The organism is Acidobacteriota bacterium (genome assembly GCA_012729555.1).
GTDB lineage: Bacteria > Acidobacteriota > UBA6911 > UBA6911 > UBA6911 > UBA6911.
This window is the reverse complement of the sequence record JAAYCX010000011.1, coordinates 45,459-71,436: the sequence shown is the minus strand read 5'-3', so window position 1 is coordinate 71,436 and position 25,978 is coordinate 45,459. Positions and strand designations below refer to the sequence as shown.

At 69.1% G+C, this 25,978-nt stretch carries 21 protein-coding genes and 1 pseudogene; 11 read left to right on the top strand and 11 right to left on the bottom strand.

What is annotated here, in order from left to right; all coding sequences use genetic code 11:
• Positions 1–12: 12 nt before the first annotated feature.
• Both GXY47_02525 and GXY47_02520 read right to left on the bottom strand, forming a co-directional pair.
• Positions 13–405 carry a response regulator transcription factor gene (locus tag GXY47_02525; GenBank protein NLV30005.1) on the bottom strand — a complete coding sequence of 131 codons (393 nt, stop codon included), beginning with the start codon at positions 403–405 and terminating at the stop codon, positions 13–15.
• Between the two features lie 104 nt (positions 406–509).
• Positions 510–1,193, bottom strand: a complete 684-nt coding sequence (locus tag GXY47_02520) for a redox-sensing transcriptional repressor Rex (GenBank protein NLV30004.1) — start codon at positions 1,191–1,193, stop codon at positions 510–512.
• A 162-nt stretch (positions 1,194–1,355) separates the two neighbouring features.
• Between GXY47_02520 and GXY47_02515 the strand changes: the two genes are divergently transcribed.
• Complete coding sequence (locus GXY47_02515; GenBank protein NLV30003.1) at positions 1,356–2,363, top strand: hypothetical protein; 1,008 nt, start codon at positions 1,356–1,358, stop codon at positions 2,361–2,363.
• A 32-nt stretch (positions 2,364–2,395) separates the two neighbouring features.
• Here GXY47_02515 and GXY47_02510 read toward each other — a convergent pair whose 3' ends face one another.
• Complete coding sequence (locus GXY47_02510) at positions 2,396–4,165, bottom strand: hypothetical protein (GenBank protein ID NLV30002.1); 1,770 nt, start codon at positions 4,163–4,165, stop codon at positions 2,396–2,398.
• A gap of 205 nt (positions 4,166–4,370) precedes the next feature.
• Here GXY47_02510 and GXY47_02505 point away from each other — a divergent pair, with 205 nt between their 5' ends.
• The 3 genes from GXY47_02505 (at position 4,371) to GXY47_02495 (ending at position 7,841) form a co-directional block, all read left to right on the top strand.
• Positions 4,371–5,255, top strand: coding sequence for an aldo/keto reductase (locus GXY47_02505; GenBank protein NLV30001.1), 885 nt, complete (start codon positions 4,371–4,373; stop codon positions 5,253–5,255).
• A gap of 12 nt (positions 5,256–5,267) precedes the next feature.
• Entirely contained in the window at positions 5,268–6,497 is a 1,230-nt protein-coding gene (locus GXY47_02500) for a hypothetical protein (protein NLV30000.1), read from the top strand.
• 150 nt (positions 6,498–6,647) lie between these two features.
• Positions 6,648–7,841: a hypothetical protein gene (locus GXY47_02495; GenBank protein NLV29999.1), complete on the top strand. Its 1,194-nt coding sequence runs from the start codon at positions 6,648–6,650 to the stop codon at positions 7,839–7,841.
• Between the two features lie 4 nt (positions 7,842–7,845).
• On the opposite strand, the gene GXY47_02490 is transcribed toward GXY47_02495, so the two are convergent.
• Together GXY47_02490 and nadA are read right to left on the bottom strand one after the other, a co-directional pair.
• On the bottom strand, positions 7,846–8,790 hold the full coding sequence (locus GXY47_02490; GenBank protein ID NLV29998.1) for a hypothetical protein: 945 nt from the start codon (positions 8,788–8,790) through the stop codon (positions 7,846–7,848).
• An 88-nt stretch (positions 8,791–8,878) separates the two neighbouring features.
• Positions 8,879–9,853: a quinolinate synthase NadA gene (gene nadA / locus GXY47_02485; GenBank protein ID NLV29997.1), complete on the bottom strand. Its 975-nt coding sequence runs from the start codon at positions 9,851–9,853 to the stop codon at positions 8,879–8,881.
• A gap of 117 nt (positions 9,854–9,970) precedes the next feature.
• Here nadA and GXY47_02480 point away from each other — a divergent pair, with 117 nt between their 5' ends.
• Genes GXY47_02480 through GXY47_02470 form a run of 3 tightly spaced genes read left to right on the top strand, consistent with a single transcriptional unit; the run spans position 9,971 to position 12,713 of the window.
• On the top strand, positions 9,971–10,351 hold the full coding sequence (locus tag GXY47_02480) for a transcriptional regulator (GenBank protein ID NLV29996.1): 381 nt from the start codon (positions 9,971–9,973) through the stop codon (positions 10,349–10,351).
• 58 nt (positions 10,352–10,409) lie between these two features.
• A complete protein-coding gene (gene cysK, locus GXY47_02475) occupies positions 10,410–11,378 on the top strand; it encodes a cysteine synthase A (protein ID NLV29995.1) in 969 nt (322 codons plus the stop codon).
• 21 nt (positions 11,379–11,399) lie between these two features.
• Entirely contained in the window at positions 11,400–12,713 is a 1,314-nt protein-coding gene (locus GXY47_02470) for a bifunctional O-acetylhomoserine aminocarboxypropyltransferase/cysteine synthase (protein ID NLV29994.1), read from the top strand.
• On the opposite strand, the gene GXY47_02465 is transcribed toward GXY47_02470, so the two are convergent.
• From GXY47_02465 to GXY47_02445, 5 genes and pseudogenes are all read right to left on the bottom strand, one after another.
• A complete protein-coding gene (locus GXY47_02465; GenBank protein NLV29993.1) occupies positions 12,692–13,492 on the bottom strand; it encodes a formate dehydrogenase accessory protein FdhE in 801 nt (266 codons plus the stop codon). The two genes, GXY47_02470 and GXY47_02465, sit on opposite strands and share 22 nt — an antisense overlap.
• Complete coding sequence (locus GXY47_02460; GenBank protein NLV29992.1) at positions 13,489–14,121, bottom strand: formate dehydrogenase subunit gamma; 633 nt, start codon at positions 14,119–14,121, stop codon at positions 13,489–13,491. The genes GXY47_02465 and GXY47_02460 overlap by 4 nt, the downstream gene beginning before the upstream one ends.
• Positions 14,118–14,990 (bottom strand): formate dehydrogenase subunit beta, encoded by an 873-nt coding sequence (gene fdxH / locus GXY47_02455; GenBank protein ID NLV29991.1) that lies wholly within the window; start codon positions 14,988–14,990, stop codon positions 14,118–14,120. Before fdxH ends, GXY47_02460 begins: the two co-directional genes overlap by 4 nt.
• A gap of 9 nt (positions 14,991–14,999) precedes the next feature.
• Positions 15,000–18,047, bottom strand: coding sequence for a formate dehydrogenase-N subunit alpha (gene fdnG / locus GXY47_02450; GenBank protein NLV29990.1), 3,048 nt, complete (start codon positions 18,045–18,047; stop codon positions 15,000–15,002).
• Between the two features lie 197 nt (positions 18,048–18,244).
• Positions 18,245–18,439 (bottom strand): annotated as a pseudogene (locus GXY47_02445) (hypothetical protein).
• 1,076 nt (positions 18,440–19,515) lie between these two features.
• On the opposite strand from GXY47_02445, the gene GXY47_02440 reads away from it, so the two are divergent.
• The 4 genes from GXY47_02440 to GXY47_02425 are packed head-to-tail and all read left to right on the top strand — an operon-like array spanning position 19,516 to position 24,937.
• On the top strand, positions 19,516–20,082 hold the full coding sequence (locus GXY47_02440; GenBank protein NLV29989.1) for a hypothetical protein: 567 nt from the start codon (positions 19,516–19,518) through the stop codon (positions 20,080–20,082).
• Positions 20,083–20,093: 11 nt separating this feature from the next.
• Positions 20,094–20,894, top strand: coding sequence for a hypothetical protein (locus GXY47_02435; protein ID NLV29988.1), 801 nt, complete (start codon positions 20,094–20,096; stop codon positions 20,892–20,894).
• Complete coding sequence (locus tag GXY47_02430; GenBank protein NLV29987.1) at positions 20,875–23,679, top strand: hypothetical protein; 2,805 nt, start codon at positions 20,875–20,877, stop codon at positions 23,677–23,679. Before GXY47_02435 ends, GXY47_02430 begins: the two co-directional genes overlap by 20 nt.
• Complete coding sequence (locus GXY47_02425; GenBank protein NLV29986.1) at positions 23,669–24,937, top strand: hypothetical protein; 1,269 nt, start codon at positions 23,669–23,671, stop codon at positions 24,935–24,937. The genes GXY47_02430 and GXY47_02425 overlap by 11 nt, the downstream gene beginning before the upstream one ends.
• 34 nt (positions 24,938–24,971) lie before the next feature.
• Here GXY47_02425 and GXY47_02420 read toward each other — a convergent pair whose 3' ends face one another.
• Positions 24,972–25,907 carry a hypothetical protein gene (locus tag GXY47_02420; GenBank protein ID NLV29985.1) on the bottom strand — a complete coding sequence of 312 codons (936 nt, stop codon included), beginning with the start codon at positions 25,905–25,907 and terminating at the stop codon, positions 24,972–24,974.
• Positions 25,908–25,978 lie beyond the last annotated feature (71 nt).

The following is a 25,978-nucleotide window of genomic DNA, read 5'->3' as shown; positions in this document are numbered from 1 at the left end:
GGTCTTCCGGGATCAGGCGAGCAACCGGCGGACCGCCTGGTCGATGTCCGCGAGCGCAGCGGGCTTTTTGATGAACTCCGTCGCGGGCCAGTCGCGCCCCATGACGAATTCGAACGATCCCGACCTGCTTTCGAGGTAATCGGTGAATCCGGAGAGAATGATGATGGGGATTTCCCCCTTTTCCTTGTCCTCCTTGAGTTTATAGGCAAGGTTGAATCCGTCGGCGTCGCTGTCCATCATGATGTCGAGGAGGATGATGTCGGGCCGGGCGTTTTCGATCTCCCGCATCCCGTCCCCGCCGCTGTGGGCCGTGCGCACGCCGAAGCCCCGCGCTTCGAAGTACGCTTTCAGCGATTGGGTGAGATCCCTGTCGTCGTCGATAACGAGAATGTCTTTTCTATTCATGATCTCTCTCCTTCTGTTCAATGCCCGTTAATTTTACCACTGAGGCTTCTCTGTTACCAGGTTCACTGTGTATATTTTCACACCTAACTTCAAAAATTTTTCCCTTATCCCTCTTCCACCCGGTTTTTCACCAGGAACGAAAGCTTTTCCAGCTTGGCCGAGATATCCTCCATCTCCACGTGCACTCCGCGCGGCACGCGGATGATGGCCGGGACAAAGGAGAGAAAGGACTTCACCCCCGCCGCCACGAAGCGGTCGACGATTTTCTGAAGCCCCTGGGGCTGGCAGGCGAGGATGGCGATGTCGACCGGGCGCCCGGCCAGGATCCCTTCCGCCTCGGCGATATCGAAGCAGCGCCTCCCGGCGATCACCCTCCCGATCTTGGCGGGGTCGCTGTCGAAGACCACCTCCACCGAAAACCCGCGCTCGACGAAGCCGCCGTAGGCCAGGAGCGTGCGTCCGAGGTTGCCAACCCCCACCAGGGCCACCGGTTGGATCTCCGAGGTCCCGAGCAGGCCGGAGAGCACGGTGATCAGGTGCCGGACGTTGTACCCCCGGGAGATGTTTCCGAAGGAACCGAACAGGGAAAGATCCCGCCGGAGCTGGGCCGGGGTCACCGAGACATATTCGGCCAGCTGGTGCGAATAGACGTACTGTACCCCCTGCCCATGCAGGTCCTCCAGGACCCGCCGGTAGGTCGAAAGCCTTTCAATCGTCTGCAGCGCGATTCGCCGGCCGCCGAACTGCGCGGAAGAGGCGGTCTCGACCTGCTTTCGGATCGATTTCATCGTGCTCTCTCCTTCCACTGTTACTGTGTACTCATTCACAATTATTGTCAAGAAATTTTCTCTCTTTTTCCGGACCCCGGTGGCTGCACTTTTTGTTTTCCCCGCCCCACCGGGCGGGGCTATGATAGAGCGATCCCTGATTCCAAGGAAAGGCGGGAGTTCATGCATCGATCCCGGAAACTGCTTTTTGTCCTTCTTCCCCTCCTCGCGGCCGCCGGCTGCCGGAATCAGCCCCACCCGCCGCGGGCGGGAATCCCGGTTTCCGTGGCCCCCGTGGAGCGGGTTGCCGTCCATACCGAATGCGATCGCGCGTGCCTTGCGGGCTTCATGGACCTCTACCTCGAGGCCCTCGTCGCCCACGACGCCTCCCGGCTTCCGGTGACGCGCAACGTCAAGTACACCGAAAACGGCGTCCGCCTCAACCTGGGCGACGGTTTGTGGAACACCGCATCCGCCATGCCCGACTACCGCGTCGACGTCATCGACGAGGAAGCGGGCTCGGTCGGGCTGCTCGGCATCCTCGATGAAAACGGGAACCGGAACTGGTTCGCCGCGCGCCTCTCCGTCGACGGGGGGCGTCTCATCTCCGCAATCGAGAACCTGGTCGTCCGCAACATCTCCATGGACGCGCCGGCCGGCGCGGGCCGCCGCACGCACACCGAGCCGCACCCTCTCATGAAGCAGGTACTGCCCGAGGAAGGGCGTCTGTCGCGCGCGGAGCTGGTCGCCATCGGCAACAGTTATTTCACGGGACTCGACACCGACAACCACGGCCGGAACGTCCCCTTCGACCCCGATTGCCAGCGGCGCGAAAACGGGATGGTCATGGCGAACGACCCCGACTCCCCGGAGGGCTCCATGCAGCACATGGGGTGCCGGGCGCAGTTCGACACCGGTTTTTCCGTGATCGTGTCCGATATCCGCGAGCGCCGTTTCGAGGTCGTGGACCCTGCAACGGGCCTGGCCTTCGCGTTCGGCTATTTCGACCATGACGGGAGCACCGCACGGTACTCAACCTCGCTCGACGGAAAGAAGGTGGACGTCGACCCGATGTTCCGGCAACCCTCTTCCTTCTACATCGCCGAAATCTTCAAGATCCGCCAGGGGAGGATCCGCCAGATCGAGGCCGTCCTGACCACGGTCCCCTTCGGGATGGAGTCGGGCTGGTAGGCCCTCCAGCGGGGCGTCGTCCGGTCCCTCCCTCAGTCGATGACGAGCCAGCGGAACCAGATCGGGTGGTGCTCCCGGTACCACTCGAGCACCTCGCGGATGCGCCGCTGCTTGTCCGGCGGGAGCACCGCCTCGTCGATGCGGGAGAAGCGGACGCGGATGCGCCCGTCCTCGAGGTAGTCGAGGGCCTCCGAACAGAGCGTCTGGAGCTCGTTCCGGATCCTCCCCGAGTCGGAAATCTTCACCGGCCGGGCGCGGAAATCCTCGCCGTAGTAGAAGCGGTCGAGCAGCGGGGAGAAAACCAGCCGGCTCTTCTCGAGCGATTCCTCCAGGCGCAGCCGCAGCGTGACGCGCACGATCCCCTCCCGGGACAGGGCCGAGGTGGTCACCCGGTACGCCCCGGGCCCCACGCACTCGACCCCTTCGGCGCCGCTGTAGGGGTCGGGCAGCATGTGCCCGGCGACGGCCAGGAGGTTCCACTCCTTGAGCGGGAAGAAATCGTCGATGGCCACGGCCGAGTCCCGGAGCGGCATGCGGGCCTCGCGCGCCCGCTTCATGTCCTCGAGGTAGGAGGCGACCAGGCCGTCCCCGGGCTCCAGGCCCAGGACCGCGGCCAGCCGCCGCCGGCAGTCCCCGTCGGCGGGGTCGATCCCCATGACTTCGCGCTCCCGGTCCCAGCCGACCTTGAAGCGGGAGGTGAAGACCGACATGGAGGTCCGGGTGCCGAGGACCGGGTCGAGGCTCGAGGCCTGGACCGCCTCCGCCGTGCCCGCGTACCCGTCGAGGATGAAAAGATGGAGCCGTCCCTCGGCATCCCGCCAGGGCCCGATGGAGCGGGCGGGGGCGTAGGTGCCGGAGCTCGTGAAGACCCGCCCGCCGGTGGGCAGCGCCCAGCCGTCCTCGACCAGGTGCGCCCCCACCGCCCGCCACTCCTCCCAGAGCGAACGGAGGCGTCCCTCCCGGGCCCTGCCCGTCAGGGTCCACACGTGGACGTTCGCGCTCTCGATGCCGGGATAGGTGTCCGCGATGGCCTCGTAGACCAGGGCCCGGGGGGTGCGATAGGAAATCAGCCGGGACCGGCGCGCCGCCGTGTCGTGGACCGCGCTCGGGAGCGCCAGGGTCCCCATGTACCCCTCGTAGGGGCGGCTGACGACCAGGGGCTGGTCGTACAGGTGCAGGACCGTCATCGGCCCCGTGACCGCCCCTTCGGCGAAGCGGGAGGTGTTTTCCAGGGTGTCGATGGCGGCGCCCCAGACCGTCAGCCCGGCCGCGCGCACGTCGTCCCAGAAGCGCCCCCACCCGTAGCGGCCGTCGTTGAGCAGCCGCCGCACGAACCGGTCGAGCTTCAGGGCCACCATCGGGCGGGCATAGACCCGGCCGAACCCGAGCAGGGGGTTCGACCCCTGCTCGGGCGTCTCGCCGGCCTTGGGCATCAGCCCCTCCCCCATGCTGACCAGGAGCGCGTGGTTTTCCGGAAGGCCGCGGGAGAGATACCAGAGGGCCTCGCTGAGCGCGTAGGCGCTCTGCGCATCGGCGTCCTTCTTGATGCGGTTGACCTCCGCCTTTGTCTTCCCCCTCCCTTCACCGTACCGCCCGAAAAGCCTCGTTCCCAGGGCCGTGACGGCCGCCGCCATGATGAAGGACCGCCGGAGCCCGTCCCCGACAAAGAACCCCTCCCCGCTCCCGGAGCCGGGGCGGAGGCACTCCTCGTCGACGTCCTCCAGCCACAGATGGAACCTCCCCAGGATCGGCCGGGTGTCGAAAGCCCACTGGGCGATCCGGTCACGCCGCGCGTTCTGCATGCGTCACCTCGCTTCGGGTCGCAGGATCCGATACTGCGTATTATAGCCCTTTCGGGCCCCGCCGGAAGCGTTTCAGGCCCGCCCGCCGATTGCGCTTGCACCGACCGCCGGGGATCCCTCACAATGAACGCATCGCAGGCCCCCGCTTCCTGAAAGGGATACGACCATGGACAGACGCCCCCCATCCATGTCACGCAAGGAATTTTTGAAGAAATCATCGTCCGCCCTCCTCGTCGCGGGCCTGGTCGGCGGCGATCCCTCCGGGGCGGACACCCCCCGGGGCGCGCAGCCGCGGACGCGCCCCCTGGGACGCACCGGCCTCGAGATCTTCCCCATCGGCTTCGGCGCCACCCGCACCATGGAACCGTCGCTGGTGCGGGCGGCGGCCGAGGCGGGGATGAATTTCTTCGACACCGGCCGGTCGTATTCCGGCGGCCGCAACGAGGAGATGGTGGGAGAAGCGCTGGCGGGACGCCGCGGGAAGGTGGTCGTGCAGTCCAAGCTGGAGCTCCGTCTCGCGCCGGGGAGCGGCGCCGATCCCGCACCCGCCGACGTCCGGCGGGTCACGGGCGAAATGGGCCGGTCTCTCGAGGCCAGCCTGAGGGCGCTGCGCACCGACTGCATCGACATCCTGCTGATCCACAACGCCACCGACCCGGGGCTGGCCCACCACGAGGCGGTGCGCGCCTTCTTCGCGGGGGCGAAAAAGGTGGGAAAGATCCGGGCCCACGGCTTCTCCTCCCACGGCAACCAGATCGCGATGCTGCGGGCGGCGGCGCGCGTGAATTTTTACGACGTCGTCATGGTCCCGTACAACCACAAGGGTTCCTACGTCCACTCCAATTCCGGCCGCTCCGACGCGTGGGACCAGGCGGAGCTGGAAGCGGCGATCGGACAGGCGCGGGAACGCGGCATCGGGGTGGTGGCCATGAAGACCTGTTCCGGGGGCCCCCGCCCCCCCGCGGGGGGCGGCAAGCCCGATTTCACCAGCGCGCTCGGCTGGATCCTCGAGAGGGGACGCGTGGACGGCATGGCCGTCGCCATGGCCAATTTCCAGCAGATCCGCGAGGACCTCGCGGCCTATACCTAGGGGGATACCGCAATGAAACAGCAGACCCGCCTCCAGCGTCGCGAATTTCTCCGCTGCTCCACGGCCGCGGTGGTGGCCGGGCTGGGCGGAAGCCTTCCCCGCCCCGCCCGGGCCCAGGCATCGATCGAGGAGGCGGTCGCCACGGTCGGCCGCCTCCCGCGCACCGAACTGGGCAAAAGCGGCCGGAAGGTCTCGGTCCTCTTCGGATACGCCGGCATGCCGGCGCCGCTCGTCGAGGCCGCCGTCCGGTGCGGCATGAACTACTGGCACATGGCGAACCGCTGGGGGGATTCGGGGGTCCCGCCCGCCATCCTCAAAAACCGGGAAGCCCACTACTGCCAGGTCACGGTGGACCGGGTCGGGGGCAATCACGAGAGCGGCCGCATCGACGAGGAGGCCCATTACGCCTTCGTGCGCGAAAGCCTGGACAGGACCGGGCTCGGGTATTTTGACGATATGCAGCTGCACTTCGGCTATCACAGCGCCGCCGAGCTCAAGGCCGACCGGGGTTTCGTCCGCGCCTTCGAACGGCTGAAAAAGGAGGGCCGGGTGCGCCACCTCTGCCTGTCGCAGCACGGCTACGCCGGGAACTCCCGCGTCCCCGGCGGGGAGAGCGCGGCCGAGGTGCTTTCGGCCGTCATGCGTGACGGCGTCTACGAGCACGCCCAGCTCATGTATTCCTACGGCGAGGACCCGGCCACGACCCGTTTTCTCGAAGCGGCCCGGAAAGGGGGATTCGGCACCACGGCCATGAAGACCTCCCGCGGCATCGGCAGGATGAGGGAAGACCCGGAATTCATGCGCCGCCTCCCGGCCGGCACCACCCCCCACAACGCGCTGACGCGCTGGCTGACCGCCGGTTCGAACGTCGACACCGCCATCATCCGGGTCCGGAACCTGGAGGAATTCGTCGACACCTACTCCGGTGCCGGCCGCCCGCTCCGGGCGGCCGACCTGCGGGCGCTCGAGCTCATGACCGCCCGCGCCGACCGGACCGCCTGCCGGTTGTGCACCGAGTGCCAGCCCCACTGCCCAGAGCGGGTGCCCATCGCCGAGATCCTCCGCTTCGCCCGTTACGCCCTGGACGACCGCGATCTCGATTCCGCGCGGGAACTCTACTCGGGCCTGGAGCGCCGCGCCGACGCCTGCGCCGGCTGCCGCACCTGCATGGGCCACTGCCCGCAGGGGCTGGAAATCCCCGCAACGCTCGCCCAGGCCCACGCGCTTCTCCGGCGGGCGTAGGGGAGGCGCGGGGCCGGGGGCGCCAAGTGGCCTTGGCGGGGGGCAGGTCGCGCGGTTGTGCTTGACCACCCCCTTCCTTATGTGCCATAAAGCAGAAATGCGGCCCGGGCCGCGAGGCACCCACACCAGTCACCAAAGGAGCTTGACCCCATGGCATCCCCGACAAATCTGAGCAGAAGGCATTTTCTTTCCGGAAGCGCCCTGGCAGTGGCGCCGATCGCGCTCTCCGGAATCGGCGCCGGCCAGGCCCTGGCCCAGGGCGCGAAACCGCAGGCGAAGGGAAAGATCCTCCGGCGCAAGCTGGGGCGCACCGGCATCGAGGTGCCGATCGTGAGCATGGGCGTAATGAACGCGGACAACCCCGCGGTCGTGCAGCAGTCGTATGAAATCGGCGTCCGCCTCTTCGACACCGCCATGGGGTACCAGGCGGGACGCAACGAGGAGATGATCGGGACGGTCATCAAGAACCTCGGAGTGCGCAAGAACGTCACCATCCAGACGAAGATCCGGGTGCCGCGCCTCGGACCCGACGTCCCGGCCGACGAGGTCGCCGCCCGGCTTCGCGCCGATTTCGACGGTTGCCTCAAGCGGCTGCAGAGCGACTACGTGGACATCCTCATGCTGCACGGTCCGAGCGTGGCGCAGATGAACGACCCGGGGGTCCGCAAGGCCCTCGCCGAGGCCAAGTCCTCGCGCCGGGCGCGCTTCGTGGGGGTGTCGACCCACTCGGCCCAGGCCGATGTCCTCAACGACGCCGCCAAGACCGGGTTTTACGACACCGTCACCGTTTCGGTCAACTTCACCCAGGCCGGCGACTCCGCCCTGCTCGGCGCCATCAGGAAAGCGGCCGCTGCCGGCGTCGGCGTCATCGCCATGAAGACCCAGGCATCGGGCCGGCGCGGGTTCCAGCCGGGGCCGCCCGTCAACCAGACCGCCGCCCTGAAATGGGTCCTGCGGCACGAGGAGATCACCACCGCCATCCCGGGATACACCAATTTTGCCCACATGACCGAGGATTTCTCCGTGGCCTACGGGCTGGAGTACAACGAAGAGGAGCGGAAATTCCTGGCGGAGAAGAACCTGCAGGCGGAAATGGCCTACTGCCAACAGTGCAGCCAATGCGTGCCGACCTGCCCCCGGGGGGTGGACATCCCCACCCTGATGCGCACCCACATGTACGCAGCGCGCTACGGCAACTTCCTGCACGCGCGGGCGACCCTGGACGAGATCGGGGGGAGCGCCCGCCTGGCATCCTGCGGCGACTGCGGCGACTGCGGCGCGCGCTGTTCCAACTACGTCCGCATCGCGGAGAACATCCGCGACCTGAAATCGATGTACCTGTAGAAACCTATTTCGCGCGGAGGCAGGCCGCGGCCTGCCCGAGCGCGGCATCGGCCGACGGGCCGCCGAGGGCGATCGCGATCCTGCCGCCGCTCCGCAGCGCGGCCATGGGGCCGTAATACGCGTCGTTGCCGACAAACCCGCCGTCCCCCGGGGAGGACACCTCCCGGAGCACTTCCCCCCCGCCGGCGGTGAAGATGCGGTATTTATCCATGGCCTCCCGGGCGGCCGCCTCGCCCCCCGGCGAGAGGACCACCACCCGGGTCTCCCCGCCCCCGCTCCGGTACCTGGCCTCGAACGCCTCCCGCAGATACGTCTGCCCCAGCACGTCGGCCGGAAGGAACCGGATCGAATGAGGGACCAGGTCTTTCTCCGGGAAGAGCGCCACCTCGGGCGGGAGTCCGCCGGGAGCCCCGATCCTTTCCGCCAGGCGGAGGGCGAACTTTTCCATTTCCCGCCGGAGCTCCTCCGACTCCTCGTAGACCGCCAGCTTGGCGTAGTAGGGGCCGGCCCAGAAGTTGAGCCCCGTCTCCCCGATGTAGCCCTCCGCCCCGATCGGCCGGAAATCGGCGTCGGACTGAAGTTCGGACCGGTAGATGCCGAACGCGTTGCGCGCGTCCGCCAGCCGGTAGAGCTCGAGCAATATCGGCGAGGATTGCGCCGGGCTGCCGTACTCCGCCGCCGCCACCTGCCGGAACCCGTAGACGAAGTAGCTCTCCGCGGCGCCGTTGATCAGCTCGAACAGGTCGTCCTCGCCGAAAAACCGCACCTCCCCCCGGCGCGCCCACCCGGCGACCCCCGGGTCCTCCGGGACCAGGCCCATCATCCCCGCGGCGTCCGCCGGGGCGGCGACCTCCGCCGGTCTTTCCGGAGCCTTGTCCTTCCTGGAGCAGGACGCCAGCATCCCGGTCGCAAGCATGATTCCCAGAGCCAGAACGTTCAGCCGCCTCATAGCCGTCTCCCCCATCGGGCCGCGCCGCGGACCGCGCCCCTCTATCGATTCCCGGACGGACCCGTCCCGTCCTTCCCGCGCTCGACTTTCATACTAACGGCTTCCCCCCGGCCGGGGCAATGGTTTCTTCCCTCCCCAGCTCGAGCATGCGCTCGAGCGCGCGCAAAGCCCCGAGGGCGACCTCCGGCGGCACCGTGATGCGTTCCCCGCCCGTCCCGTCGAGCGCGCGCCTGACCGAGAGCAGGCTGCCCCGCTTCATGTTGGGACAGACCACCTCCTCGGAGACGGGGTAGAAGCGCTTGCCCGGGTTGTGCTTCCTCAGGGTGTGCAGGATCCCGGTCTCGGTGGCGATGATGAACTCCCCCGCCCCGCTCCCGGCGGCGCGGCGCAGCATCCCCCCGGTCGACAGGACGGCGTCGGCAAGCGCGCGGCACTCGCGCGCGGCTTCGGGGTGGATGAGGACTTCCGCGCCGGGATGCGCCTCCCGCGCCGCCCGGATCATGTCGGGGCGGATCCGCAGGTGGGTCGGGCAGAGGCCGTTCCACAGCACCATGTCCCTCCCGGTTTGCTCCCGGATCCAGTCCCCCAGGTGCCGGTCGGGGACGAAGAGGATCCCCCTCTCCGGCGGGAGCCGCCGGACGATCTCCACGGCGTTGGCACTGGTGACGCAGACGTCCGACAGTGCCTTGATTTCGGCCGTCGAGTTGACGTAGCAGACGACGAGGTGATCGGGATACCGGGTCTTGAGCCGCCGGAGCTGCGGCGCCGCGATCATGTCGGCCATGGGGCACCCCGCCCGCGGCTCGGCGAGGATGACGGCGCTGGCGGGGTTGAGGAGCGCGGCCGTTTCGGCCATGAAACGGACCCCGCAGAAGACGATGCGCTCCGCCCGCGCCCGCCGCGCCTCCTGGCTCAACCCGTAGGAGTCCCCCACGTAGTCGGCGCAGTCCTGGACCTCCGCCGGCTGGTAGGTGTGGGCGAGGATCACAGCCCCCTTCTCTTTCCGGAGCGCGGCGACCTCGTCGCGTAGATTTTCCGCCCGCAGGCCGGTGTCCGATTTCATGGCGGCTCCCTCCAGTTGCCCGTTGACCCCATGTACCACTTTGTGGTACTTCTAGCGCGTTCAGAGTAGCATGCGCTCCCGGCATTCACAAGCCGGGAGTGGGAGTGGAGAGAGGGCATGGACAAAGCGCAGTTTTCGCGGGCCCGGGCGGAGTTGGGAAAAACCCAGGCCCAGATGGCCGAACTCCTGCAGACGTCGCTCAAGGCGGTCCAGAGCTACGAGCAGGGGTGGCGGACGGTCCCGCCCCACGCGGAAAAGCAGGTCCTCTTCCTGCTCGCGCTCAAGGCCGGCGATGCGAAGCGGGAAGAGTGCTGGACCGCGCTCCGCTGCCCGCCCGAAAGAAGGCGGCGGTGCCCCGCGTGGGAACTGAAGGCCGGCCGTTTCTGCTGGTTCGTCAACGGCACCCTCTGCGGGGGAAAGCCGCAGGCTACCTGGCGGGACAAGATGAAGATCTGCGGGTCGTGCCGGGCGATGGAATCGCTGGCGAAATTCCGGTGACCCGCCCGGACTCCCGGCCCCCGGCAGCGGGGGTCCTTATCACGTGAAGGAGACGCCGATGGCCAAGATATTCGAGGACAACTCCCGTTCGATAGGCAACACCCCCCTGGTCAGGCTCCACCGCGTTGCGGCCGGACTCGACGCCGCGGTCCTGGCGAAAATCGAGGGGCGCAACCCCTCCTACTCGGTCAAATGCCGCATCGGCGCCGCCATGATCTGGGACGCCGAACGCAAGGGGATCCTCCGACCCGGATCGGGCAAGGTCACCATCGTGGAACCGACCAGCGGCAATACCGGGATCGCCCTGGCCTTCGTCGCCGCCTCCCGCGGGTATCCGCTCGTGCTGACCATGCCCGAAACCATGTCCCTGGAACGGCGCCGGCTGCTCAAGGCCTTCGGCGCCGACCTCGTCCTGACCGAGGGGCCACGGGGGATGCCGGGGGCCATAGCCCGGGCGGAGGAGATCGTCGCTTCCGATCCGCGGAAATACTGGATGCCGCAGCAGTTCCAGAACCCGGCCAACCCGGAGATCCATTTCCAGACTACGGGACCGGAGATCTGGAACGACACCGACGGCCGGACCGACATCCTGGTCTGCGGGGTGGGGACCGGGGGGACCATCACCGGCGTCGGCCGCTATTTCAAGCTGGCGCGCAAACGCCCGCTCTGGAGCGTGGCGGTGGAACCGGCCGAGTCCCCCGTGCTCACTGCCGTCCGCGCCGGGGAGGCGCCCAAACCGGGGCCCCACAAGATCCAGGGGATCGGCGCCGGTTTCGTTCCCGGGGTCCTCGACCTCGGCCTCGTGGACGAGGTCGAGCGGGTGACGAGCGATGAGGCCCTCGACATGGCCCGCCGCCTCCACCGCGAGGAGGGGATCAGCGCGGGCATTTCCTCCGGCGCCGCGGTGGCGGCCGCCGTCCGGGTGGCGGCGCGCCCCGAACACGCCGGGAAACAGGTCGTCGTCGTCCTCCCCGACGCCGGGGACCGCTACCACTCGTCGATCCTGTTCCAGGACATCACCGTCTAGACCGAAAGGACACCAACGCCCATGAGCGCCGACTACCGACTGGCCACCCTGGCCCTTCACGCCGGGCAGGAACCAGATCCCGCGACCTCCGCCCGCGCCGTACCGATTTACGCCACCTCCAGCTTCGTGTTCCGGGACTCCGGCCACGCGGCCGATCTCTTCGCGCTGCGCGAGTTCGGCAACATCTATTCCCGCATCATGAACCCGACCAACGACGTCCTGGAGAAAAGACTCGCGGCCATCGACGGCGGCGGCGGCGCGCTCGCCTTTGCGAGCGGCCAGGCGGCGATCATGGCCGCCATCCTCACCCTCGCCCGCGCGGGCCAGAACTTCGTTGCCTCCACCCGACTGTACGGGGGAACCTGGACGCTGTTCACCCAGACCCTGAAAAGACTCGGGGTCGAGGCCCGCTTCTTCGACCCGGGGCGGCCGGAGGAGATCGGGAGCCTGGTGGACGAAGGCACCCGGTGCGTCTATGTGGAATCGATCGGGAACCCCACCAACGACATTCCCGATTTCGGTGCAATCGCCGGGACCGCCCGCCGGCACGGGCTGCCCCTGATCGTCGACAACACGGTGACCCCCGCCCTGTTCCGGCCCATCGAGCACGGGGCGGATATCGTCGTGTATTCCACCACGAAATTCATCGGGGGGCACGGCGTCCACATCGGCGGCGCCGTCGTCGACAGCGGCCGCTTCCCCTGGACCGCGGAGCCGGCGAAATGGCCCGAATTCACCGCTCCCAGCGAGGCATACCACGGGCTGGTGCTGTCGGAGGCGCTCGGGCCGCTGGCGCACCTGGCCTTCATCGTTCACGCCCGCACGCACTGGCTGCGGGATACGGGCGCCTCGATGAGCCCGTTCGGCGCCTTTCTCTTCCTCCTGGGTCTGGAGACGCTCCCCCTGCGGATGGAACGGCACGCGCGCAACGCGCTCGACCTGGCCCGCTGGCTCGAGGCTCACCCGGCCGTCGAGTGGGTGAACTATCCCGGCCTGGAAAGCCACCGCCACCATCGGCTCGCGCTCCGGTACTTCCCCGACGGGGCCGGGGCCATCCTGGGGTTCGGCATCCGGGGAGGGAGCGCGGCGGGGGTCCGCTTCATCGACAACGTCAGACTCGCCAGCCACCTGGCCAACATCGGGGACGCGAAGACCCTCGTCATCCACCCCGCCTCGACCACCCATTCGCAGCTGACCGAACGCGAGCGGGCCGACGCGGGCGTCACCCCGGAGTACATCCGCGTCTCGGTGGGGATCGAGGATATCGAGGATATCCGGAAGGACTTCGACCGCGCGCTCGCCGCCGCGTGGGCTCAGGGGCCGGGGAGCAGGTAGGGGTTGGCGCCCGCACGGGCGTACCCTTCGCCGGACAGCCGGATGTCCAGGGCGACCGTGGCGGCGTCGTCGGCGAACGGCTCCGCCCCCGGGGCCGACTCGAGGTAGAACAGCTTCAGGTAGGTGCGGCACCGGCGGCAGCATTCGGCCTTCACCCCCGCGGCGCCCCCCTCGAGCGCCAGGTAGGCCATCGCCTCGGTCGACCCGCAGGCGGAGCAGCAGAGACGCGGCAGGTACCACTCCGTCGCGCAGAGGGCGCAGACGAGATGGCGCACCCCGATGTCGCCCGCCACCACGCCCGCCACCGGCGGGGCCCCGCAGACGGGGCAGCAGTCCCGGGACGGCTTCCCTTCCGGGACCCCCGCGCCGGCGGCGCGCGCCGTCCAGACCGCCTGCAGGGCCGCGCCGATGAAGGGGGCGAAGGGCAGATCGGCCTCCGTATAGCTTCCCGCCAGGATGCGCCCGGCCGCCGCCTCGAGTTCCTCACCGGAAAAAGAGGCCAGCCGCCCGATCGCGGCGCGCGCCTGCACGGGAAGCGGGACCCGCCGCATGGCGCCGAGGATCGTTTCCAGCGCCGCGCGCCAACCGGCGCCGCACCCCGGGAGCGCCTCCCCCTGGGCCCGGCACAGCGCCGCGCACGCCCCGAGGTAATCGGCCATCGCGCCCGCCCCCGCGAGCGTCCGGAAACGCTCCGCGCGCGCGGCGAAAACCGCTTCGGGGTCGGGGAGGCGCACCTCGACGATGTCGGGGATCCCCGCGGCCGCCATCGCCCCCTTCACTCCTCCCTCCCCGAGATTTCGCGGAACCAGGCGGGGTGGTGGAATCTCGCCCAGGAGGGGGAGACATACCCGCGCACCATGGCGCGGATAGACCCGCGCGTCCAGTAGGCGGCGTACCAGTGAACGCCGATCCCGACGAACATCGCGAAGGAGCAGACCGCGTGCACGAGCGCGGCCCAGCGCCGGAGGGGGGCGGGGAAAACGGGGGCGAACCAGGGCTGCCAGATGACGACGCCGCTCAGCAGGAGCAGGGCGATCAGCGGGACCATCGACCAGAACATCAGCTTCTGGCCGGCGTTGTATTTCCCCGTGTCGGACGGGTGCACCTCCTTGCGCATGAACGCCCACATCTGCCTCACCCACCCGTCGTCGGCCGCCGTCCAGCGGTTGTCCCGCCACACCCTGGCGGCGTAGGGATAGAAGAGCACGACGAGCAGCACCCCGGCGAGCGGGTGCAGGAACCGCATCATCTGGCCGCTCCCGTACAGGGAGGCGATCCAGAAGAAGAAGGGGTGGAACAGCGCCAGTCCCGAGGTGAAGAGGAAGAGGAAGACGATGGCGACGGCCCAGTGAGTGACGCGCTCCCCCACCGGGTGCCGCAGGATCGTGTCGATGCGCTCTCGAGTCATGGCTCGTTCTCCTCTTTTTCCCCGGGGGCCTGCAGCGGCCCGTGCCTCATGTAGTGCAGGATGCCGGCCGCGAGGACCGCGAACATGGTGAAGACGCCGATGCCGCGCGCCACCGGGCTGCGCCACACCTCGACGACGGGGCTTACGGCCGGGTCGCGCGGGAGCCCGTACGCCTCCGGCCGGTCGCCGTGCGGGAGCACGTAAAAGACGTGGGTCCCCGAAACGCCCGGGGGATCGTACGGGGCGGCGTTCCGGTAGCCGCGCCCGCGCAGCTCCGCGACCCTTTCAGCGGCCACGGCGTGCATTTCCCCGCGGGAGCCGAACATCAGGGCCTGCGTCGGGCAGCTCTTGACGCAGGCGGGGGCGAGCCCGACCGCCACCCGGTCGGAGCATAGGGTGCACTTATAGACCCTGGAGTCCTCCCGGCGGAGGCGCGGGATGTCAAACGGGCAGCCCGAGATGCAGTAGCCGCAGCCGATGCACTTCTCCTGGTCGAAATCGACGATGCCGTTCGAGTGGCGCACGACGGCGCCCGGCGCGGGGCAGGCGCGCAGGCACCCCGGGTCGGCGCAGTGCATGCAGCCGTCCTTCAGGATCAGCCACTGGAGCGCGCCGTCGATCTCCTCCTCGTGAAACCGCATCAGGCACCAGTTCTGGTCGTCGAGATCGGGCGGGTTGGTATAGGCGCCCTCGAAGCCCCCCACCGGGCCGCGCAGGTCGTTCCACTCCAGGCAGGCGGCCTGGCACGCCTTGCACCCGATGCAGCGGGACACGTCGATGAGCTTGGCCACCTCCAGCGTCCGGCGCGCCGAGGGGGAGGAGAACGTGGTAGCGGAGCTTTGAACGATGTCGAGCGCATGCTGCGCCATGGCGTCCTCCTATGCCTTCTGGATGTCGACGAGGAAGGCCTTGAATTCAGGGGTCTCCACGTTCGGGTCCCCCACGAAGGGGGTCAGGGTGTTGACGAGGTGCCCCGGCCGGGTCAGCCCGTCGAACCCCCAGTGCAGCGGAAGCCCCACCAGGTGCACCGTGTTCCCCTCGACCTGGAGGGGGCGGATGCGCTTCGTCACCAGGGCCGCCAGCCGGATCCGGCCGCGGCGTGACCGGACCACGACCATGTCCCCGCTTCGGATGCCGCGCAGCTCGGCCAGGCCTTCGCCGATCTCGGCGAAGGCCTGCGGCTGCAGGATGGCCGGGATCCCGGCGTGCTTGGTCCAGAAGTGGAAGTGCTCGGTCAGCCGGTAGGTGGTGGCGACAAAGGGAAACTCGTCGGCCCCTCCGAGCTTTTCCCGGTCCTCCTCGAACAGGCGCACGGCGGGGTTGGAGACGGCCCGGGGCGCGAACCGGTTGCCGCCGAGCGGGGTCTCGAAAGGCTCGTAGTGGGTGGGAAAGGGGCCTTCGGCCATCCCGCCCAGGGCGAAGAGGCGGCCGACCCCCTCCGCGTTCATGATGAAGGGGCCCATGCCGTCCTCCGGAAGGCTGTCGGCCTTGTAGTCGGGGACGTCGGCCCCCCCCCACCGCTCCCCGTCCCAGAACACGTATTTTCGCTCCGGGTCCCAGGGGCGCCCCCCGGCGTCGGCCGAGGCGCGGTTATAGAGGATGCGGCGGTTGGCCGGCCAGGACCAGGCCCAGCCCGGGGTGACGCCCAGACCGTAGGGGTCGGCGGGGTCGCGCCGCGCCATCTGGTTGCCCGCCTCGGTCCAGCAGCCGGCGTAGATCCAGCAGCCGCAGGCGGTCCGCCCGTCCGCCTGCAGGGCGCCGAAGCCCGGCACCTGTTCCCCCCGGCGCGCCAGGAACTTTCCCGGTCGTCCCGGCACGGGGATGTCCTCGAGGGCGTAGCCGTTGAACTCCCGCGCCAGCTCCTCCGCCGACGGCACCGCCTCGATCCGGTAGGGCCAGTACAGGTTGAGGACCGGGTCGGGGAACGCGCCCCCTTCGGCCGCGTACAGCCGGCGCAGGCGCGTGAAGAGACCGGCCATGATCTCGACGTCCCCCCGCGCCTCCTCGGGCGGCTCCGCCCCCTTCCAGTGCCACTGCAGCCAGCGGCCGGAGTTCACGAGCGAACCCTCCTCCTCGGCGAAACAGGTGGAGGGGAGGCGGAAGACCTCGGTTGGAATCGCCGCGGGGTCCACGTCGTTGAACTCGCCGTGGTTCTGCCAGAAGTTCGAGGTCTCGGTCGCGAGCGGGTCGATGACCACGAGGAACTTGAGCTTCGCCATCGCCGACGACAGCTTCCCCTTGTCGGGCACGGAGGCCAGCGGGTTGAACCCCTGGCAGACGTAGCCGTGGACCTTCCCCTCGGCCATCAGCTGGAACACCTGCAGGATGTCGTAGACCTTGTCGTTCTTCGGCAGCCAGTCGTAGGCGAAGTCGTTTCCCCGGGTGGCGGCGGGGCCGTACCACGCCTTCAGGAGCGAAACGAAGAACTTCGGGTAGTTCTGCCAGTAGTTCATCTGCCCCGGCCGCAGCGGCCTCGGCGTGCGCCGGGCGAGATGGGTCCCGAGATCGGGCTCCGCCTCCGTCGGGATGCCGAGGTAGCCGGGGAGGAGGTGGCTCATCACCCCCAGGTCGGTCAGCCCCTGGATGTTCGAGTGGCCCCGCAGCGCGTTCACCCCCCCGCCCGGCATCCCCATGTTCCCCAGCAGGAGCTGGATGCAGGCGATCGCGCGGATGTTCTGACTCCCGACCGTGTGCTGCGTCCATCCGAGCGCGTACAGGCTCGTCAGGGTCCGCTCGGGCGCGGCCGTCGAGGCGATGAGGTCGCAGATCTCGAGGAAACGTTCCGCCGGCACGCCGGTGACGCCGGCCACCGCCTCGGGGGTGTAGGGTTCGTAGTGCCGCTTCATCAGCTGCAGCACCGAGCGCGGGTGCTGCATCGATTCGTCGACCCTGGCGTAACCTTCGGCGTCGAGCTCGTAGGCCCAGCTGCTCCTGTCATAGCGGCGCGCGGCGCCGTCGTAGCCGCTGAAGAGCCCCTCCTCGAAACCGAAATCCTCCCGGACCAGGAACGGGGCGTTGGTGTAGCGGCGCACGTAGTCGTGCTGGATCCGGTCATTCGCGAGCAGGTAGCGCATGACACCGCCCAGGAAGGCGATGTCGGAGCCGGGGCGGATCTGCGCGTAGACGTCCGCGACCGCGGCCGTGCGGTTGAAGCGCGGGTCCACGACGATGAGACGCGCGCCCTTGCGGATCTTGGCCTCGATCGCCCACTTGAATCCGCAGGGGTGCGCCTCGGCGGGGTTGCCGCCCATGACCAGGATGACGTCGGCGTTTTTGATGTCGACCCAGTTGTTCGTCATCGCGCCGCGACCGAAGGTGGGGGCCAGACCGGCCACCGTGGGGCCGTGTCAAACCCGGGCCTGGTTGTCCAGGGCCGTCATCCCGAGCGCGCGCAGCACCTTCACGGTGAGATACCCGGTCTCGTTCGAGGACGCCGAAGCGGCGAGAAACGCCGTGGTCGTCCAGCGGTTGACGGTGAGGGCGCCGCTCTTTTCCAGAAAGTTCCGGTCCCGGTCCTCCTTCATCAGCCGCGCGATCCGGTCGAGGGCCCAGTCCCAGGTGACGCGCTTCCACTCCGTCCCCCCCGGCTCCCGGTATTCAGGATATTTCAGCCGGTTGGGGCTGTGGATGAAATCGATGAGGCTGGCCCCCTTCGGGCAGAGGGTGCCGCGGTTTACGGGATGGTCCGGGTCCCCCTCGATGTGGATGATGGCCGCTCGCGAGTTCTTGGAATGGTCCCCGAGCCCGTAGAGAATGAGGCCGCACCCGACCGAGCAGTAGGGACAGGTGTTGCGGGTCTCGCTCGTGCGCTGGAGCTTGAACCGCCGCGCCTGGGCGAGCGCCGCCGCGGGGGAGAAACCCATGGCCGCCAGGCTCGTGGATCCCGCGGCCGTGATCTTGAAAAATCCGCGTCTGGTGACTTTCACAATACTCCTCCATGAGCCGGCAGGCCGGAAAGATGCAGGCGGTTGAAGAGGGGGGTGAAAACGGGAAAAACACCGCTGTCGATCCAAAGCGGAGCGGCAACCGTCGGAACGTACCTCATTGGCCTATCCCGGAACGTGGTCGTGAAACATTGCCTGACTGCGGACATTATAGTGCAAACGCCCGGAAACCGAACCCACTATTTTCCTCCGGGATCGTGGGACCCGCCCCCCTCGCGGCCGTCGTACTCCGGGTAAAGGGTGCGGAGGCAGTCGGGACAGAGGCCGTGGCTGAATTCCGCCTCCGAATGGGAACGGATGTAGGCCTCGATCTGGTTCCAGTACCCGCGGTCGTCGCGGATCTTCTTGCAGGAGGAGCAGATGGGGAGCAGGCCGCCCAGGGTGCGGGCCTCCTGCACGGCTCGTTCGCGCTCCAGGGCCAGCCGTTCGTAGACCGTGAGGATCAGGGCGAATGCCTGCATGACCAGGAGCATCTTGAGGAGGATGAGAAAGAAGGCTTCGATGTTCCCGGCGCGGAAAAAATCGTATCCCATCGGCGGGCGGGCGAGATTCCACAGGAGGCGCGACAGGAGCACCAGGAGGCAGACGCCGTAGACCCTCTTCACCCAGCGCGCGTTGTGGCGCAGGGGGGGGTCCACGCGCCGCGCCGCGAACCACAGGCCCTGGGCGCAGACCAGCCCGAGCGCGACGCAGAAATTCAAGGTGCGCGCCCAAAGGCTGGGGTGGACAAAGGCGAAAATCGCGTGCAGGAAAACGAAAGCGGCGCAGAGCACGTAGTTGGGCGTCCGCCGGACGGGAGCGTGGAAGAAAAGGCCGAGGCCGATGTAAACGGCGAGGGTGCCCCCTACGATCAGGCCGTTGCCCAGCACCACGGACACCCACTCCGCCACCATGCCGCGCAGCATGATGAGGAGCACTCCCGCGGTGGTGGCGGCCACGCCGGCCACCCAGAGGGCGAGCCCGTCGAACCGCCCTCGGCTCTGGCGCCACAACCCCGCCAGCAGCCAGACGCAGAGCAGGTCGAACATCACCCCCGTCAGCAGCACCGTCCGTATGTCGATCCTGTCCATCCCGCTCCCCCGCCCGGCTTTCCGGGTCCTTCATTTTCGACCTTTCGGCCCCGGGAGACAAGGACAAACGGGGGGGCGGAACCCTCTCCCTCCCCGCCCCCCGCCCTTTCCAAATCCCTAATGCATAGGATGGATGATTGAAAACCAAATTATTTTGGAAAGTAAATCGCATTCCTACCGATATGATCCCCCGGCGCAAGCAGCAGGTTTTCAGGTCAGGGCGCGACCCGGGGACGCCGGGGACGCCCCCCCGCCGAACAGCGGCCGTCGCCGCGCCTTATCGTGCCCGCCCCGCGGGCATGCATTTTGTGTTTCAGCACTCGAGAAGGAACAGGATGACCCAAAGCGGCCGGCATGTCGCCGGCACAAGGAGAGAATTCATGAAACGAACACTCGGTATGATGATTTTCGCCGGAGCCCTCCTTCCCCTGGGCGCCGGCCAGGCTTCGGCCGAAACCGCCACCGCCAGCCACGACATTACCATCAACGTCAGCGAGGTCGCCCTGCTGGGGCTCGACGACGCCTCTACGCTGGTCTTCGGCATCGGCGCCCCGACCACGGCCGGGGAGGCTTTTTCGGTCACGCAGCCGGCGGATGCGGTCAAGTATCTCCAGTACACCTCCATCGTCGAGGAAGGCAAGACGCGCAAGATCACGGCCCAGCTCGGCAGCGACATGCCCGAAGGGCTCGTGCTCGAAATCAGCGCCGAGAGTGCGGATAACTGCGGCGACCTTGGGAGCGCCGAGGAACAGGTGGAACTGACCACCAACGATTCCATCGACATCGTCACCGGAATCGGCAGCGGGTATACGGGCGCCGCGGCCGACTCCGACGGAGTCAAGCTGCAGTACGGGCTGAAGACGGTCGAATGCGAGGAAGCCTGCGACGTCGTTCCCATGTCGGGAACGAGCATCACCATCACCTACACCCTGACCGAAGGGGCCTAGCGGAAACCGTCATGAAAACCATCGCTTTCTCGATAGCGCTGCTGGCGGCGCTGGCGCTCCCCGGCGCGGCCCGGGCGCAGGTCCACGTGGTCGGCGATCTCAGCCGGCACGTGGAACTCGCCCCCGGGGCCGAGAGCCAGGGGGAGGTCCTGGTGCGTAACGGCGGGGACCGGCCGCAGACGGCGCGCGTCTACCTGACCGGGTATCACGCCACCGCCGACGGGCGCACCGTTTACGGGGAGCCCGGGGAGTCCCCCCGCTCGAGCGCCGCGTGGATCCACCTCGTCCCCCGGGAGCAGGAGATCGCCCCGGGCTGCACGGCGTCGTTTCATTACGTGATCCGGGTCCCGCAGGATCCCCGGCTGGCCGGCAGCTACTGGAGCATGCTCATGGTGGAACCGGTGGCCCCCGAAACCCTGGCCCCCGGGGCCACCAGGGGGGGGGTGGGGATCCGCACCGTCACCCGGACCGGCATCCACCTGGCCACCCACATCGCGGGGACCGGGCACGCGGAGCTGAAATTCGCCGACCGGCGCCTCGAACAGGGGGAGAAGGGCGCGGCGCTCCTTCTCGACCTCGAAAACGCCGGGGACCGCTACCTCAGGCTCCACCTCTGGGCGGACCTGTTCGACCGCGAAGGGATCCCCGCCGGCCGCTTCGAGGGGGGGCGCAAGGGGCTCTACCCGGCCGACTCCGGCCGCGTCCGGATCGACCTGGACGGGATCGCCCCGGGGACCTACCGGGCCATCGTCGTGGCCGACGGCGGGGACGAGCGGGTCTTTGGAGCCCGGTATGAGCTGGAAATCCGCTAGGGTTTCCCCGCACCGCAACTTCCTTCGGGGCGCCGGGCTGCTCCTGCTTCTCTGGGCCCCGTCCCTGTCCGCCGGGCCCGCGGGGTTGGAGGTACGGCCGGTCGCCGGCGAAACGGTGGAGGCCGAACCGGGGCGGATCCTGACTTTGGCCTTTCGCGTCACCAACCGCTGGCACGATCGGGTGCCGATGCGCGAGGCGGTGACGCTCCCCGAAAGCTGGCGCCTGGTGATGCCGCTGGTCGATTTCGAACTGGAGCCGGCCGAATCGGTGGTGCGGATGGTCGTGGTCCGGGCCGGGGGCGCCGCGCCTGCCGGAGAATACGAAATCGTCTATGCCGCTTCCGGCCGCGCCGATTACGCCCTTTCGGACCGGGCCGCCGCCCGGATCATGATTTCGCCCGTCTACAATCTGACCCTGCAGCCCGAAGACGCTCCCCCGGAGCGGCTCGCGGCCGGGGAAAACCTCCACCTGAAAATCCGGCTGCTCAACCGGGGGAACGCGGACCTGGCCGTCGCCCTGGAGGCCGGGATGGGTACGGCCGGACACGCGGCCGTCGCGCCGCAGGCCTTTGCCCTCCCCGCCGGAGAAAGCCGCCTGCTCGAGGTGACCGCCGCGGCCGACGCTCGCGCCGACCGGCTGACCCGGTCCCACCTGCGCCTCGTCGCCCGCACCGGCCGCACCGTTTCCGGCCGCGCGGTGGAGGCGACGCTCACCCTCCCGCTCGAGGTGGTGCCCCGCGTGGCGGGGCAGGACACTCACCTGCGCTACCCGGTGACATTCTTCACCCGGCTCGGGGGGGACAATTTCGGCTCGGCCATCCAGTTCGGCCTCGAGGGGGACGGCTACCTCGACGAGGCGCGCCGGCGCCGGCTCGATTTTTCGATCCAGGCGCCCGACCGGCATGACCGGGGGACCCTGGGCCGCCGGGACGAATACCGGCTCCGCTACGAGGACCCCCTGCTCCGCCTCCAGGGGGGAGACCAGTCCTACTCCCTGTCCGAACTGACCTCCTGGCACCGCTACGGCCGGGGGGGTGGAATAGAAATCGGCGGGGGCGCCCTGGCCGGGGGGATGTACTACGTCGAGGACCGGTGGACGCTCCAGAAACGGCGCGACGTGGGCGCCTTCCTTTCCGCGGACCCGGCCCCCGGGACGACGGTGCGGGCCCACTTCCTGGCGCTGGCCTACGACGAGTGGCGCCTCGCTCCCGCGGCCCGGGAGGATATCTGGAGCTTCGGCGCCGAAACCCGCCGGCTGCTCTCGCACCACCTGAAGGGGGAAATCGGCGTCAGCCGGACCGACCGGGCCGGCGCCGCATCCGATGCGGCCTGGAGCCTCGAGGTCCGGAGCCCCTCGCAGTGGGCCGCGCGCTACCACCTCTCGGCCCGGCAGGGGGGCCGCGACTGGGGCGGCCGCTACCCCGATTCGGCCTCCTATTCCGGGTCCCTCTCCCTCCCCCTGGGAGAGCGCCTGAGGGCCGGCGCCGCCTACGACCGCTACGATCGCAACCGCGAATCGGACCCCGCCCGCGGCTCCGCCCCCCGGGAAACCCGCTACCAGGCGGGACTCGAGGCCCGGCTGCCGGGCAGGCACCACGCGAGGGTCGACTACGACCGCTACGAACGGACCGAGGCCGCCGCCGAGGCCTTCCGTTTCCGGGAACACGGCGTCGCCCTGACCATCGGCCACAGCGGCGGCCGCTTCGGGTACCGCGCCGAGGCGCGCCGGGGCCGGAGCCGGGACCTCGCTTCCGGGCGCCGGTACGGCGGCTGGAACTTCGACCTCCAGGGCACCTTCTCACCCCGGAAGGACCTCTTCCTTGCCTTCTCCTCGAGCTTCGGCGACGACGGCTCCCCGGGCGAGAGCCGCCTGCTGCGGCGGGGGCGCAACCACGGCGGGAGCGTGCGCTGGGCCCCCGCGGGCGCTTTTTCCGCCTACCTCGACTATGCGCGCAACGACGCGACCTTCCCCGACGAGCCGCTGCGCGAGCGGGTGGAGAGCGACCAGTGGGGGGCGGGCTTCACCTGGAAAACGCGCCGGGGACCCGCGGTGGAGTTCGCCGCGCGCCGCAGCGGCGGCCTGGGCCGGGAGGAATACACTTCCTATTCCGTGACCTGCAACCTCCCTTTCAAGGTCCCGCTCCGCCGCCGGGAGTCGGTCGGTTCGCTGGCCGGCCGCGTCTTCCGCTCCGACCTCCCCGGCGCCCCGGGCGTCGCCGGCGCCGTGGTCTACGTCGGCGGAACCGCGGCGCTCACCGACCGCGCCGGCCGCTTCACCTTCCGCACCCTGGCCCCGGGCGCCCACGAGGTACGGGTCGACGAACGTTCCGTCGGCATCGAAAACGTCCTTGCGGCCCCGGGCCCCGTAACCGTCACGGTGGAGGGGGGCCGCTCCGCCGCGGTCGAACTCCCCCTGGGCGCCTCGGGCGTCCTCGAAGGATGCGTGGCGCTCGCGCAGGCTCCCGGGGGGGCGCCCAGAGGGCTCGCCAACATCCTGGCGGAGCTGGCGCGGCCGGGGGAGACCCGCCGTACCGTCACCGATTCCAGCGGCCGTTTCCTCTTCGAAAAACTCGCCCCCGGAACCTGGACCCTCAAGGTGTACGAACGCAACCTGCCCGAAAACCACCGGCTGGAGCGGGCGGAGCAAACGGTGACGATCCCTCCCGGCGCCCGGGCCGGCGCCACGGTGCACGTCCTCCCGCGGCCGCGCGCCATCCGCTTCATCGACGAGGGGCGCGTCGGGCCCGCCCCCGGCGGAGAGGAGCGGGTGACCCATGCGCGCTGAAACCGGGGCCCAAGGACGTTCCGGACGGAACGGGATTTTCGCGCGCCTCCTTGTCCCGCTCGGGATCCTCGCATCGGCGGCCGCCCTGTTCGCGGCGGGTGAATCGGGTGGCGTCATCACTTATGAGGGGGACCAGGTCGTTCACACCTTCACCTCGGGCGGCACCTTTGTCCCGGCCGCGGGCGTCGTCAGGGTCGAAGTCCTGATAGTGGCCGCGGGCGGGGGCGGGGGCGGCTCCAACAACGCCCGGCGCGCCGGGGGCGGGGGCGGCGGGGGCGAGGTGATTTACGAACCCTCCGTCGAAACCTCCGGACCCGTCACCGTCACCGTGGGCTCCGGGGGCCAGGGGGGAGCGGGGAACGCCGTGGGCGGGAGCGGCCGCGAATCGGCCTTCGGCCCGCTCGTCGCCCGGGGGGGCGGGGGCGGGGGCAGCGGCAACATGGGCGGCCTCCCGGGGGCGAGCGGCGGGGGCGGGGGCGCGACCAACGGCGCCAACACGATCCCGGGCGGCGCGGGTTCGGCCGGTTGCGACGGCGGCTCCGGCTTCTCCGGCAGGGGAGGCGGGGGTGGAGGGGGCGCGGGTGCGGGAGGCGACGCCCTGGCCGCGGCCGCGGGAGAGGGCGGAGCCGGCCTGCACCTCCCCCGGTTTGCTCATCTGAACGGCGGCTGGTTCGCCGGGGGCGGAGGAGGCGGAGCCGGACTGACCTACGCTCCCGGAGCGGGAAACCACGGGGGAGGGGACGGCGGTCCTTCCGGCGCGCCGGGAGTGCCCGCCCTTCCCTATACCGGGGGGGGCGGCGGCGGAGCCGGCGGCGGCGCGGCCGGCGGGTCCGGGGGATCGGGCGTCGTCATCGTCCGCTACCCCGCCCCGCGGACGGCCCTCTCGGTCCGCAACGACGTCGCCCTGGCGATCGGCCCGGCCATCGTCGCCGCCGGACAGGGACAGGTTGCGGTGAGCGACGCCTCCTCGAGCATGAACTGGTCCTCGGCGGCCGGGCCTGACAGCCCCAACAAGATCCAGGTCCGCATCGCCGGCGGTGCCTTCCCCGCTGGGCTGCGCCTGGGCGTGGACACCGAACGGGCGTCGGCGCCGGTGACACTCGAGGAAACCGCGCGCGATTTCGTCACCGGGATCGGGAGCGAGAGCGTGACCGACCAACCGCTTCGCTACACCCTGGAGGTGACCGATTTCGGCGCCCTGAGCGGGGGCTCCACCTCCCTCGTCATCGAATACACCCTCACCGCCCAGGACCCCTGACTCCCTTCGACATCCCCGGGATCCGTCCGTCCGGCTATTTGCAGACCGGTTCGTCGGGCCAGCCCATCGATTTGGCGCCGGCGCCGATGACTGCCTGGATCAGGTCCACCTTGCCGCCGCGCATCCGGAACACGTGGAAATCGGGGAGGCTGCCGGCGAAATGCACGTAGGCGACGACGGTCCCCGCCTCGAGGTCCACCAGGAAACGCCGGGGCCCGTGGTTGGTGATCACCAGTCCCTTCGGGGAGCAGTCGTGGGCCGTCATCTTGACGCCCCCCATCTCCCCCCCTCCCCGGGTGGTGTAGAAGCCGTTTTCCCAGCGGTCGCACACCTGGGCAAACGGGGTGCGCACCTCGGGCTTCTCGGCGAACATGTCGAAGTAATCATCCGCGGCCGCGATCATGGCCAGCCGGCTGCTCCGCTGCTCTTCCGGGATGATGCTTTCCCAGTCCTGGTCCCTGGTCTCGAGCACGACGGCGGCGTTGAACGCAAACTCGGTTTCCCGGGCGACGAAGGTCTCGATCTCCGTGATCCGCTGATTTTCGACCTTGAGCCGGACCCCGTACAGGATCGGCCGGATGGTGCCGTCGGCGGGCGGTTTCGCCGCCAGGCCGGCGAAGGGGGATTTCGAAGCCGGCGCCGCCGTCTTGGGAGCGGTGTATTTTTCCTCGATCACGACATTGGAATGGGTGCCGCACTTCCGGGTGTCGACGAGGTCCCGCTTGAGCAGCACCTTTCCCGCGGTTTTCCAGAAACCTTCCCCCACGGGCATCTCGACGCCGTTTTCGGTGAATTTGACCTTGGGGGCGAGCGGGAGGCCCGAGGGATCGCGCGCCTCGAGGGCGCTGAAATACTGCCCGATCACTCCCTTGAGGCTGTCGCGGGTGCAGGCCGATTGCGCGTGGGCGGAAACGATCCCCCCGCCGGCGATGAAAGCCAAAGCCAGAAAGCACTGTACCGTTCGTATCATTCCGTAGTTCTCCTTAAAAAAGGTTCCTGAAGAAATTCTCACATCGTTCGCGCCGTCGCACCGCCAGGGGA